This is a genomic window from Mesorhizobium sp. CAU 1732 (assembly GCF_039888675.1).
In the GTDB taxonomy this organism is placed as follows: Bacteria; Pseudomonadota; Alphaproteobacteria; order Rhizobiales; family Rhizobiaceae; genus Aerobium.
In genome coordinates this window covers 2229153-2242491 of record NZ_JBDQQR010000001.1, presented here as the reverse complement: position 1 = coordinate 2242491, position 13339 = coordinate 2229153, and the positions used below count along the sequence as shown (strand labels likewise).

The window sequence follows — 13339 nt, the reverse complement described above, 5'->3', positions numbered from 1 at the left end:
GATCAATCGATATCCGCGATCTCTGCCCCCGCGCCGCCTTCGATGCGTTGCGAGAGGGCGGCTTCCATGAAGTCGTCCAGCTTACCATCCAGCACGTCCTGCGGGCTCGTGCTTTCCACGCCCGTCCGCAGATCCTTCACGAGCTGATAGGGCTGCAGCACGTAGGATCGGATCTGATGGCCCCAGCCGATCTCGGTCTTGGAGGCCTCGGTCGCGTTGGCGATGGCCTCGCGCTTCTTGAGCTCTTCCTCGTAGAGACGTGACCGCAGCATCTCCCACGCCTTGGCGCGGTTCTTGTGCTGGGAGCGCTCCGCCTGGCAGGCGACCGCGATTCCGGTCGCGATATGCGTGATGCGCACCGCGGAATCCGTCGTGTTGATGTGCTGCCCACCTGAACCGGACGCGCGATAGGTATCGATGCGGACGTCGGATTCGGACACGTCGATCTGGATCGAATCGTCCACGACGGGATAGACCCATACGCTTGCGAACGACGTGTGTCGGCGCGCATTCGAATCGTAGGGCGAGATGCGCACCAGACGGTGGACCCCCGACTCGGTCTTCAGCCAGCCATAGGCGTTGTGGCCCTTGATGACGACCGTCGCAGACTTGATGCCCGCCTCTTCGCCGTCATGGACTTCCAGAACCTCGACCTTGAAGCCACGACGTTCTGCCCAGCGGGTATACATGCGCAACAGCATGTTCGCCCAGTCCTGGCTCTCCGTACCGCCCGCACCGGCGTGGACTTCGAGATAGGTGTCGTTGGAATCGGCTTCGCCCGACAACAGCGTCTCGATCTGACGAGCCTTGATTTCGCCGCCCAGGGCACGAATCGCGGTTTCGGCTTCCGAGACGATGGATGCGTCGCCCTCTTCCTCGCCCAAGGCGATGAGCTCGATGTTGTCGTTGAGCGCCTGCGTCAGGCCCTTGATGGACGTAATGCCGTCCTCGAGCCCCTGGCGTTCGCGCATGAGTTTCTGCGCTTCCTGCGGATCGTTCCAGAGGTCGCCGTCCTCTGCGCGCATGTTGAGGTAATCAAGTCGCTTCAGCGCCTGATCCCAGTCAAAGATGCCTCCTCAGCAGGCTTATGGCCTGCTTGATTTCGTCGACGAGATTTTCGGTTTCTGCGCGCATGGCTGCGTCTGTTCCTGTTGTCTTTCAGGCGGGGTTTTCGATCGGCGCGGACCATAGGGACCGAGCCATTGCGTGTAAAGGGAAAGGGCTCGCAGCAATCTGCGAGCCCTCAAATGCGTCGGGATTTACACGTTGCGCGTCAGTAAAGACCGCCACCGCCCGAGCTGATCGCCTCGCTGGCCTGCGGCGAAAGCTCACGCGCGCGCTCGGCGGCCTGGAGGTCGTCCGCACCGATGACCCAATAGCTGTCAGCGGGTCCGGTGCCGGGCTTGAACGCTTCCATGATCGCCCCACCGGCGCCTTCGCGCGCGCGCATGCCGGTCTTGCGATCGACAGCGATCATCTTCATGCCTTCAGGCACGCGGAAATCAACCGGACGCGTGTCCTTGAGGGCGGCCGCCATGAACTCCTTGAAGATCGGTGCGGCGATGCCGCTGCCGGTAGCGCCTTGCCCCATCGGGCGTGGCTGGTCGTAACCCATGTAAAGGCCGACGACCAGGTCAGGCGTGTAGCCGACGAACCAGGCGTCCTTTTCCTCGTTGGTCGTTCCGGTCTTTCCCGCAATCGGCCGCCCGAGCTCGGCGATGGTGGCGCCCGTGCCGCGCTGGACGACGCCTTCCATCATGGACGTGATCTGGTAGGCCGTCATGGGATCGAGAACCTGTTCGGCATTGCTGATCAGTGCCGGCTCGGACTGGCCATCCCACTCCTGCGCGTTGCAGCCTTCGCAGACACGCTCGTCATGACGGAACACGGTCTTGCCGTAGCGGTCCTGGATACGGTCGATCATCGACGGCTTGATCTGCTTTCCGCCATTGGCCATCACCGAATAGGCCGACACCATGCGCATGACGGTGGTCTCGCCAGAGCCCAGCGACATCGCGAGCACCGGCAACATCTTGTCGTAGACGCCGAAGCGCTCGGCATATTCGGCGACCAGGCTCATGCCCATGTCGTTGGCAAGTCGAACCGTCATCAGGTTTCGCGAGCGTTCGATGCCGGCGCGCAGCGTCGATGGACCGGCAGAGCCGCCGCCATAGTTCTTCGGCTCCCAGACCTGATTGCCGACGCGGATGCTGATCGGCGCATCGAGCACCACGGACGCCGGCGTGTAGCCATTGTCGAGCGCCGCCGCGTAGACGAACGGTTTGAACGACGAACCCGGCTGGCGGTAGGCCTGCGTGGCCCGGTTGAATTCCGACTGCGAAAACGAGAAACCACCGACCATGGCGAGCACGCGGCCCGTATGCGGGTCCATGGCGATCATGCCGCCGGAGACTTCCGGCACCTGCCGCAGCATGTAGCCGTCGCCCTCGGCCTTCTTTTCAACGAAGACGACGTCGCCGGTCTTGAGGACCTCGGCGGGCGAATTCGCCTTGAGACGCTTGCCGTCCACGGTGTGGCGCAACGCCCAGTTCATGTCCGCCGTCGCGACAAAGCCGGTGTTCCGCTCCTTCACGAACTCGCCGGATGCCTGGCGATCGGGCTGAATGCCGATATCGAGCCCCTCGCCCGACGAGCCGAGTACCACCGCCAGGGTCCACTCCGGCACGTCGGTCATGCGCTTGACCTCGCCCAGCGCAACGCCCCAGTCGCCGGTCGCGTCGATCGTCGTGACGGGGCCGCGATAGCCGCGCAGCGTGTCGTACTTGATCAGGCCGTTCTGCAGCGACTTGCGCGCCTTGACCTGCAATTCGGGGTCGAGCGTCGTGCGGACAGACAATCCGCCTTCGTAGAGCGCGTTTTCGCCATAACGCGAGATGATGTCGCGACGCACTTCCTCGGTGAAATACTCTCCGGCGAAGAGGTAGTTGCCGCGCTGGCGTGGCGAAACGTTGAGCGGCAGCGCCTTCTCACGCGACGCTTCGTCCGAATCGACATAGCCGTTCGAGACCATCTGGTCGATGACCCAGTTCCGGCGCTCGATCGCACGCTCCGTATGCCGGAACGGATGGTAGTTGGACGGGCCGCGCGGCAGAGCCGCCAGGTAGGCGGCTTCGGACACGGTCAGTTCATTCACGGACTTATCGAAATAGGTGAGCGCGGCGCCTGCGATGCCGTAGGCATTCATGCCGAAGAAGATCTCGTTCAGATACAACTCGAGGATGCGATCCTTCGAATAGGCCTGCTCGATGCGGAACGACAAAAGCATCTCGCGGACCTTGCGGTCGATGGTCTGGTCCGAGGACAAGAGGAAGTTCTTGGCGACCTGCTGCGTGATCGTCGACGCGCCGACCGGACGCCGGCCGGAACCGAGGTTCTGAACGTTGGTGATCACCGCGCGGAACAGGCCGGTCACGTCGATGCCGGGATGCGTGTAGAAATTCTTGTCTTCCGCAGAGAGGAAGGCCGCCTTCACGCGGTCGGGCACCGCCTGGATCGGCAGATACAGCCGGCGCTCACGTGCGAATTCGCCCATCAGCGAACCATCGACCGCGTGGACGCGCGTCGTTACCGGCGGCTCGTAGCGCGCCAGAACTTCGTAATCGGGCAAATCCTTCGTCAAGCTGCCGATGTAGATCGCCAACACGGCCGCACCGGCCAGCGCCAGCGCGACACCGACGCCGAAGAAATATCCGATAAGACGTATCATGCCCACTCCAGTCTGCGGAACGAAAGGTCCTTACGCCGCATAGACGCATTGCGGGGTACGTACCGCGTTCGCTCCGTTCGTCGCCTTCTGGTTCGCCCTTGTGGGCAAAATGCGGCGACATGAACGTGTGCCTACGCGATTCTGCAATTTAAACACACGGTGTGATGCGTATGCAACGAAACGAAACGTGAGCGTCAGCCGCCCACATCCTGCCTTCCCTGAGCGAAAGCCTTGATGGCTGCGGCGATGCCTTCGGCGGCCTTTGCGCGCCACTCCGGATCACGAAGCTGCGCCTCGTCCTCCTCGTTGGACAAATAGCCCAGCTCCAACAGGACAGACGGCACATCGGGCGCGCGCAGCACCCTGAAGCTGGCGAACCGGTGCGGGTTCGTCTTGATCATCTGGATTTCGCTCGAAAGCTCTCCCACGAGCGACCGCGCGAAGCGGAGCGAAAAGCCCTGCGTTTCGCGTCGAATGAGGTCGATCAGGATGTCGGCGACTTCCTGATTGTCCTCCTCGACGTCGATCCCGGCGATCTCATCCGCGAGGTTCTCGCGCATGGCCTTGGCGGCCGCTTCGGCATCGGACGCCTTGTCTGAGACGGTGTAGACCGTCGCGCCGCGCACGTTCTTCAGTCGGATCGCATCGGCATGGATCGAGATGAGCAGATCCGCCTCATGCTGGCGCGCGATGCGGACGCGTTCGTCCAGCCGGAGAAACAAATCCCGATCCCGCGTCATGAAGACGTCGAAACGGCCGGTATCCTCGAGCATCTTCTTCAATTCGAGGGCGAAGGCGAGCGTGATCGTCTTTTCCTGCGTGCCGGTCACGCCCTTCGCGCCCGTATCGATGCCGCCATGCCCCGGGTCGATGACGATCCGAAAGCGATCGGCCGTGGGGTCGCCACCCTGCCCCAGCCGATCGGCCTTGCGCGTGGTCTGCGTCGACCCGGTCGATTCGATCTGCTCGGCCATCGCGGCCTCGAAGGCTCTCTCGGAACTCGCCACGATATCGGCCACGAGACGAAAGCCTTCGCTCTCCTCGTTCTGCAGGATGTCGAAGCGCTCGATCTCGAAGGGACCGTCGAAGGAAACGATGATTCGCGAATTTCCCTGGTCGAGATTGCCGTGACGCACGCCGGTGACCATGCCGCGCGCTTCGAGCGCGCCGGCATCGAAGCCGAACGCCGCTTCCTGCATGTCGATCACCATGCGATGAGGATCGCGCAGCAAGAACCAGCGCATGTCGGGCTCGCGGTCGAACTGAACCACGAGGCGCATGCGTGACGTGTCGCCTGCCATCTTGAAATTCTGCGCCTGAAGCACCGTCGGCGACGCAGCGCTCGATGGCAGCGCAGCGATGCAAAGCGCCAGCAAAGCGAGGCACCAGATAAGCATCCGCGCGGAAACCGACGAATCGGCGCGCCCGGTCGGGGCGGATGATGCTGTCGGTGTCTGGCTTTGCGGCTGCATTGTCCTCACGCAGTAACGCGTTCACTGGAAAGCGGAATTAAGGATTGGTAACGGCCTATGGTTAAGCAACCCTTTCACCGCGAAGCTGAACCGCTCGACGCAGACCGCGCCACAATGCGGTTTTGAAATGAGGGTTGCCATGCGTCACGTCAAATCATAAAAGCGAGCTAGGATCACTGCAATGCCTGTGATCGTTCCAGCCTGCCGCTCCACCCTTGCTTAGGCAGCAACGGCGTCAAGTGGTTCAGAAGGCCCGACCGGTCCCGGCACAGGTGTTTCCGACAAAATTTTCTTCAGGGCGTTCCCAGTGACGCGGGATTCCCTGGCGTGAGGAAAAACGGATGGGTCTTTTTGCCTTTCCGGCTCTGTATGAGCACATTAGCTGGTCCGCACAGGCGGACTTAAGTTCAAAATGTTCCGCAATAGCGAGATGATCGAAAGCCAGACCATGCCACAGCCCGGAAGAAACCGCGCCGTCCCGGCCGCGGCCCGAGCGGCTGGTCGACCTCGGCTGAGCGATGCGGACGCCCAATTGTCCGGCGCGCTGGCCAGAACATCAGGCAGGAGACGCGCATATGCGCTCCTGCGTTGGTCTGCCCCCGCCGGGGAGACATATTATAATGCCCAACAAGATGCTCATCGACACCTCCCATCCGGAGGAAACACGGGTCGTCGTCGTACGCGGTAACCGGATCGAAGAATTCGATTTCGAGTCGCAGGACAAGAAGCAGCTCAAAGGAAACATCTATCTCGCCCGCGTCACGCGGGTCGAACCGTCGCTTCAGGCGGCGTTCGTCGAGTATGGCGGCAACCGCCATGGTTTCCTGGCTTTCAGCGAAATTCACCCGGACTACTACCAGATCCCCGTTGCCGATCGTCAGGCGCTTCTCAAGGCCGAGGCCGAGGATGCCGCCTCCGAGGACGATGACGACGACAATGAAGAGCGCGGTGGCCGCAACCGCCGCCGCCGCGGCAGCCGCAATCGCGGCCGCGGACAGGACCGCAAGGCGTCCGAGACCAACGGCGACGACGAATCGGCCGAAACGCCGGCCGTTGCGGAGGACGAAACGACGGCTGCGGCTGAAACCGCGGAAGACCAGAGCGGCTCGGCCGACGGCGATGATGCCGAGAACGGCGATGGCCGCACGATGGCGCATGCCGTCGACGCCGACGTTGTCTCGGAAGACGTGTCGCGGCATGCCGACGACGAGCACCATGATGATGGCGAAGACGCAGACGACGCGCCGTCTGGCAAGCGCGGCGGCGGCAATGGCGACGAGGACGAAGTCGTCTCGGTCGGCGCCGAGGACGCTCTGGAAGAAATCCGCGAGCGCCGTCGCCCGATGCGCCGCCAGTACAAGATCCAGGAAGTCATCAAGCGCCGCCAGATCCTGCTGGTACAGGTGGTCAAGGAAGAGCGCGGCAACAAGGGCGCCGCACTCACGACCTACCTGTCGCTGGCCGGCCGCTATTCCGTCCTGATGCCCAACACCGCGCGTGGCGGCGGCATTTCGCGCAAGATCACCAACGCAACGGATCGCAAGCGTCTCAAGGACGTCGTGAAGGATCTTGACGTGCCGCAGGGCATGGGGGTCATCCTGCGCACGGCCGGCGAGAGCCGCACCAAGGCCGAGATCAAGCGCGACTACGAATATCTGATGCGCATGTGGGACAATGTCCGCACGCTCACGCTCCAATCCTCCGCGCCCGCCCTCGTCTACGAGGAAGGCTCGCTGATCAAGCGTTCGGTGCGTGACCTCTACAACAAGGATATCGACGAGATTCTCGTTGCAGGCGAGGAAGGCTATCGCGAGGCCAAGGACTTCATGCGCATGCTGATGCCCAGCCATGCCAAGGTGGTCCAGCCCTATCGCGACACGACGCCGATCTTCGCGCGCAACGGCATCGAGGCACAGCTCGACCGCATGGTACAGCCCCAGGTCACGCTGAAGTCGGGCGGCTACATCATCATCAACCAGACGGAAGCACTGGTTGCGATCGACGTCAATTCGGGGCGATCAACGAAGGAGCATTCGATCGAGGACACCGCGCTCCAGACCAATCTGGAAGCAGCGGAAGAAGTCGCGCGGCAGCTCAGATTGCGCGATCTCGCTGGCCTGATCGTCATCGACTTCATCGACATGGAAGAAAACCGCAACAACCGTGCGGTCGAAAAGCGCGTCAAGGACTGCCTCAAGAATGACCGCGCGCGCATCCAGGTCGGGCGTATCTCGCATTTCGGCCTGCTTGAAATGTCGCGTCAGCGCATTCGGGCATCCGTTCTCGAATCGACGATGCAGACCTGTCCGCATTGCGGCGGTGCCGGCCACGTCCGGTCCGAATCGTCGGTTGGCCTTCTGGTCATCCGCGCGATCGAGGAGTTCCTGCTCAAGGATTCGCGCCACCACATCACGGTGCGGACACCCGCATCGACGGCGCTCTACGTGCTCAACCACAAGCGCGCCAACCTGACCGACCTCGAAAACCGGTTCGGCCTGACCATCACGGTCGAGGCGGACGAGACCGTGCGCTCGCAGCACTACGCCATCTTCAAGGGGGCGGCGTCCGAGCGTCCGATCACGGCGATCCCGGCGACCCTGCCCGTCTATCCGGAAGAGCCGGAAGACGAGATCGACATCGAAGTCGAGGAGGACGAAGAGGTCGAAGTCGTGGAAGCTGCCGCTCCGCAGCAGCAGCCCCAGCGTCGCGCGGAAGAAGACGGCGATGGTCAGCGTAAGCGCAAGCGCCGTCGGCGCCGGCGTGGCGGGCGTGATCGTGAGCGTCCTGAAGGAACGGACGCGGCGGTGGCGGCTCCCGCAGAGGATGCCGAGGACGACACCGGCGAGGATGCGGACGATGCACCGCAGGATACGCAGATCGTCGCTGACGGCTCGAAGAAGCGCAGACGCGGAAAGCGCGGTGGAAAGCGCAACCGTCGCGAAGACGGCGACGAGGCGAGCGGCGAAGACGCCGTGGACGCCGATGCCACCGCAGCGGACGTCATCGAAGCCGTGGCTGTGGAAAGCATCGCAACGGTAGACGATGCGGCGATGGCGGCGGTCGAGGAGACCGGCGCACCGAGCGAACCGGCCGAAGCCGTCGAGATTGCCGCTGAGCCGAAGAAGAAGCCGGCGCGGCGTTCGACGAAGAAGGCCAAGGCAGTCGAGCCGGAGGTGGTCGAGGCCGCTGCCGATCTCGATGTGGCTCAGCCCGAGGTTGCTGACCCCGCACCGGCCAAGCCGAAGCGCGCGCCGCGCCGCAAGGCTGCCGCGGCTCCGGCTGAGACGGAAACCGAAACCGTCGCGGTCGAGGTGGCCGAGGAGATCGCTCCTGAAGCGCCCGCAGCAGAAGAGGCACCGGCACCTGCCGCGCCGAAGCTGGTTTCGAGCAAGCCTGTCGTCACCTCGTCGGCACCCGACACGGAAGACGATACCAAGCCGCGCAAGGCAGGCTGGTGGCAGCGGAAGAGCTTTTTCTAGGCATTCCCTCGTTCGGGAAATGCATAATACAATAAGGAAAACCGGCGCTTGCGCCGGTTTTCTGCATTCTGAGGTACGATCAGAGCCAGTTTCGCATGCGCTCTATCGCCTTCGCGACATCCGGCTCGCTCCCCGCATAGGACAGCCGCAGGAACCGATGCCCCTCCCTCATGTCGAAATCGACGCCGGGCGTCGCGGCGACATGGCACTCGGCCAAAAGCTTGCGCGCGAAATCCATGCTGTCATTGGTATGACGCGAGACGTCGCAATACGCGTAGAACGCTCCGTCCATGGGTGCCGCCAGCGGCAGGCCGATTTCCGGCAGGCCCCGCAAGAGCAGCGAGCGGTTCGCGATGTAACGCTGCTTGACCTGGTCAAGCTCTGCCGTCGCGTCGAAAGCGCGGATCGCCGCCACCTGAGACAGTTCCGGTGCTGAAATGTACAGGCTTTGCTGAAGCCGCTCGACGGGCCTCACGAGGTCTTCCGGCAGCACCATCCAGCCGATGCGCCAGCCGGTCATGCAGTAGTATTTCGAGAACGAGTTGATCACCGTCGTGTCGCTGCCGTAGGACAATGCGCTGACGTCGGGCCCGGTATAGTTCAGCCGGTGGTAGATTTCGTCCGAAATGACCGTGATACCCATCTCGCGAGCCGCCTCGATCAGGGCGCCCAGCGCTTCCGGCGGCATCACGGCGCCAGTCGGGTTGGCGGGGCTGGCAAACAGCAGCCCCTTCAATCCGCGCTCGCGATGCGCGTCTTCGAGCATTTCGGGCGTGAGCCAGGCATGCTCGGCCAACTCGATCTCGACCACCTCGAGCTCCAGCGCGGCCAACACGTTGCGATAGGCGGGGTAGCCGGGTGCCGTGATCGCGACGCGATCGCCCGGATCGAACATAGCCAGGAACGCGAGGTTGAAACCGGCCGACGAGCCTGTCGTCACCACTATGCGGGAAGTCGGCACGTCGATGCCATAGTGATCCGCGTAATGAGCACTGATGGCGCTGCGCAGACCCGCGAGCCCCAGCGAATCGGTGTAGCCGATGCGCCCTATGCGAAGCGCTTGGGCGGCTGCATCGCGCACGATCTGCGGCGCGGGATCGGATGGCTGACCGACCGCGAGCGAGACGACCGGATGTCCCAGCGCCTTCAGCCTGTTAGCTTCCGCAAGCACGTCCATCGCATGAAACGGCTCGACCGCGCTGCGCTTCGATATTGGGATCGTCATCGGCTGCGTTCTCCTGCAGATCGGAATGCGCCGCACAAATGCCCGAAAGATATGGGGATCACAAGTTCATGAAATTATTCGCTCCGCCTTTCCACGTCTCCTGAGGTCGGCTACCTGTGAAAGCCATGTTGTCGATCCATCCAAGCCGCATGGCCATGCGCGTAACCGCGACGTTTTTCCTGATCTTCAGCCTCGCGCTGTCATGCGTCGCGCCGGCTCTGGCGCAGCAGCGCGGCCTGTCGCTCGTACGCGACGCGGAGATCGAAGCGTTGGTGCGCGACTACGCGCAGCCGATCCTTCAGGCCGCCGGGCTTGGAAGCTCGGGTATCGAGATCGTGCTGGTCAACGACACCTCGTTCAACGCTTTCGTGACCGGCCGCCGCATTTTCATCAACACCGGCGCGTTGATGGCGGCCGAGACGCCCAATGAAATCATCGGCGTTCTCGCGCATGAGGCAGGCCACATTGCCGGCGGTCACCAGCAGAGGCTTCGCGATCAGCTTTCGCGCGCGCAGACCATGGCGATCGTGGCCGCCGTGCTGGGCGTCGGCACCACCATCGCCGGCGGCATGGCCCGCGACCAGGGACTGGCGCAGTCGGGCACCGCGATCATGTCGGGCGGCATGGAAGCCGCGCGCCGCTCCGTGCTGAGCTATCAGCGCGGCGAGGAGACGACGGCCGATCGCTCGGCCATCACCTATCTCGAGAAGACCGGACAGTCTGCAAAGGGCATGATCACGACCTTCGAGCGCTTTGCGAGTTCCATGTCGCTGGCGGGCGTGCGCGTCGATCCCTATCAGGTCAGCCACCCCATGCCGCGCGAGCGCATAGCCAACCTTCAGGTGTTGGCGCAGCAAAGCCGTTACTACGACAGGAAGGACCCGCCTGCCCTGCAGCAGCGGCATGACATGATCCGCGCGAAGATCGCAGCCTTCACGCAAGGCCATGCGGCAGCGCAGCGTCTGTTCCGTGACAATCCGCGCAGCACCGCAGCACTTTACGGCGACGCCATCGGGACGTTTCTGGCCGGCAACGCGCGCGCGGCTGTCGGCAAGATCGATGCGCTGGTTGCCGCCCAGCCGAACAATCCCTATTTCCATGAAATGCGCGGCGAAATCCTGATGAAGGCAGGTCGGCCGGCGGAAGCCGCCGACGCATTCGGCCGCGCCTTCCGCCTCGACAGCAACAAATCCGGCATCATTCAGATCGGATACGGACAGGCGCTGATGGCGACCGGCAAGCCCGATGCGCTGCGTCAGGCCGTCAGTGAACTCCAGACGGGCTTGTCTCGCGCGAAAGAGTATTCCGCCGGCTACCGCCATCTGGCGCAGGCCTACGCGCAACTGGGCGATATCGCCGCCGCCGAACTTGCAACCGCGGACGGCCACTTCTATTCAGGCAATTATCGCGACGCCAAGATTTTCGCCGCGCGCGCCCAGCAGAAGCTGCAGAACGGCTCTTCGGGCTGGCTGCGTGCGCAGGACATCATCAACTACCGGCAACCGGGCCGCTGACGCCCGGTCGGCCAACACAAGGACTTCGCATCATGAGCAAGGCTATCGCCCTCGGCATCGCCGGTGTCACGGTTTCGGCCGCGATGCTCGCCTTCGGCTACACAGCCGGCAGCCGCAGCGACCACGTGGCGGCGGCGGTACAGCCGCCGGTCGAGCAGTTCGCCCCGTCTTCGCAGACCGTGGCGCGCGGCGATGTCGAGGCGATCGTCCGCGACTATCTCGTTCAGAACCCGGAAATCCTCATCGAGATGCAGACGGCGCTCGAACAGCGGAGTCAGGAGCAGCAGCGGCTCGCCCAGGAGCAGACGATCGGCAACGCGTCGGATGAAATCTTCAACGCATCCTATGACGGCGTCATCGGAAATCCCGACGGCGACGTCACGATCGTCGAGTTCTTCGACTACAATTGCGGGTACTGCCAGCGCGCCATGCAGGACATGGAGGCGATGGTCGCAGCCGACCCCAACCTGCGCTTCGTCATGAAGGAATTCCCGATCCTCGGCCCCGATTCGCAGAAGGCACACGTCGTCTCCATGGCGCTGCATCTGATCGCACCGGAGAAGTACGACGCGTTTCATCGCGAACTTCTCATGAGCGGTCGTGCGACCGAAGCCTCGGCGATCCGCGCCGCGCTCGCGCAGGGGGTGGACGAAACCGCCTTGCGTGAGGAGATGAAAAACCCGGCGATCACCGAAGCATTCGGCAAGACTTACGAGCTCGCCAACCAACTCTCGATCACGGGCACGCCCTCCTACGTGGTCGGCAACGAGGTCGTGTTCGGCGCGCTCGGCCAGCAGGTCCTGGCCGAGAAAGTGGAACTGGCGCGTTCCTGCACCGGAGAAAATTGCTGAACCCATCGAAAACAGGCTTAAAGCGCCTGTGGACACGGCAAAGAACGCACTTGCGCTCTTTGCCGTGCCGACTAAGCCCGTTATAGAGGTCGCGGCGCGCAGGAACTGTTTTATGACGAATACCGTATTCATACTGAACGGCCCGAATTTGAATATGCTCGGAAAGCGCGAACCGGGCATCTACGGCGGCAAGACGCTCGACCAGATCGGCGACGACTGCCGTGACGCGGGCAAGGAAATCGGGATCGACGTCGATTTCCGGCAATCCAACCACGAGGGCGTGCTGGTCGACTGGATCCAGGAAGCGGGCGCTGCTGCGAAAGGTCTCATTATCAATCCCGGAGCCTACAGCCACACGTCGATCGCGATCCACGACGCGATCCGTTCGGTCTCTCCGCTGCCGGTCGCCGAGGTACACCTCTCGAACATCCATGCGCGCGAGGAATTCAGGCATCACTCCTGGGTAACGGCAGTTGCCACCGGAATGATTTGCGGCTTCGGGCCGTACGGATACACCATGGCGCTTCATGCGCTCGCCGCCCGGTTCTGACCGGTCGCAAGAACAAGGGACAAGGGACGAAACTCCGATGTCGACAAAAAAAACCGGCGTTGACCAGCAATTGATCCGCGATCTCGCGGGCATTCTGGACGAAACCAACCTCACCGAAATAGAGGTCGAGCAGGACGATATCCGCATACGCGTGTCGCGCCAGCCGGCTGCCGTGCAGGCCTATGCGGGACCGAGCTACGCACCGGCACCGGCATCAGCGGCGGCGCCTGCCCCTTCCGCTCTGACGGCGCCTCCGGCACCCGCCGAGACATCGAAGAACGCTGTGCCTTCCCCGATGGTCGGCACCGCCTATCTCTCGCCGGCACCGGGCGCCAAGGCGTTCATCGAAGTCGGCCAGGCGATCAAGGAGGGGCAGACGCTCCTGATCATCGAGGCGATGAAGACCATGAACCAGATCCCCTCGCCGCGCTCGGGCACCGTGACAGCCATCCTCTTCGAGGATTCGCAGCCGGTCGAGTACGGCGAGCCGCTTGTCGTGATCGAATAGCGTCGGGACCAGA

The 13339-nt window shown here is 63.1% G+C and carries 9 protein-coding genes; 5 read left to right on the top strand and 4 right to left on the bottom strand.

Annotated features, from left to right (window positions below; all coding sequences use genetic code 11):
- Positions 1 to 2: 2 nt before the first annotated feature.
- From prfB to AAFN55_RS10970, 3 genes are all read right to left on the bottom strand, one after another.
- Positions 3 to 1134, bottom strand: a protein-coding gene (gene prfB, locus AAFN55_RS10980) for a peptide chain release factor 2 (RefSeq protein WP_347798876.1) whose coding sequence is annotated in 2 segments (ribosomal slippage) — positions 3 to 1067 and positions 1069 to 1134 — 1131 coding nt in all. Because the reading frame shifts where the segments join, the coding sequence is not laid out codon by codon here.
- 139 nt (positions 1135 to 1273) lie between these two features.
- Positions 1274 to 3727 (bottom strand): penicillin-binding protein 1A, encoded by a 2454-nt coding sequence (locus AAFN55_RS10975; RefSeq protein WP_347798875.1) that lies wholly within the window; start codon positions 3725 to 3727, stop codon positions 1274 to 1276.
- A gap of 194 nt (positions 3728 to 3921) precedes the next feature.
- Positions 3922 to 5124, bottom strand: a complete 1203-nt coding sequence (locus tag AAFN55_RS10970; RefSeq protein WP_347798874.1) for an N-acetylmuramoyl-L-alanine amidase — start codon at positions 5122 to 5124, stop codon at positions 3922 to 3924.
- 695 nt (positions 5125 to 5819) lie between these two features.
- On the opposite strand from AAFN55_RS10970, the gene AAFN55_RS10965 reads away from it, so the two are divergent.
- Positions 5820 to 8678 carry a ribonuclease E/G gene (locus tag AAFN55_RS10965; protein WP_347798873.1) on the top strand — a complete coding sequence of 953 codons (2859 nt, stop codon included), beginning with the start codon at positions 5820 to 5822 and terminating at the stop codon, positions 8676 to 8678.
- A gap of 79 nt (positions 8679 to 8757) precedes the next feature.
- Here the strand turns inward: AAFN55_RS10965 and AAFN55_RS10960 are convergent, their stop codons facing one another.
- Entirely contained in the window at positions 8758 to 9903 is a 1146-nt protein-coding gene (locus AAFN55_RS10960; RefSeq protein WP_347798872.1) for an aminotransferase class I/II-fold pyridoxal phosphate-dependent enzyme, read from the bottom strand.
- Between the two features lie 125 nt (positions 9904 to 10028).
- On the opposite strand from AAFN55_RS10960, the gene AAFN55_RS10955 reads away from it, so the two are divergent.
- The 4 genes from AAFN55_RS10955 (at position 10029) to accB (ending at position 13326) form a co-directional block, all read left to right on the top strand.
- Complete coding sequence (locus tag AAFN55_RS10955; RefSeq protein WP_347800243.1) at positions 10029 to 11417, top strand: M48 family metalloprotease; 1389 nt, start codon at positions 10029 to 10031, stop codon at positions 11415 to 11417.
- 32 nt (positions 11418 to 11449) lie between these two features.
- Positions 11450 to 12268: a DsbA family protein gene (locus tag AAFN55_RS10950; RefSeq protein WP_347798871.1), complete on the top strand. Its 819-nt coding sequence runs from the start codon at positions 11450 to 11452 to the stop codon at positions 12266 to 12268.
- A gap of 112 nt (positions 12269 to 12380) precedes the next feature.
- Positions 12381 to 12818, top strand: coding sequence for a type II 3-dehydroquinate dehydratase (gene aroQ / locus AAFN55_RS10945; RefSeq protein ID WP_347798870.1), 438 nt, complete (start codon positions 12381 to 12383; stop codon positions 12816 to 12818).
- A 37-nt stretch (positions 12819 to 12855) separates the two neighbouring features.
- Positions 12856 to 13326: an acetyl-CoA carboxylase biotin carboxyl carrier protein gene (gene accB, locus AAFN55_RS10940; RefSeq protein WP_347798869.1), complete on the top strand. Its 471-nt coding sequence runs from the start codon at positions 12856 to 12858 to the stop codon at positions 13324 to 13326.
- Positions 13327 to 13339: the final 13 nt, after the last annotated feature.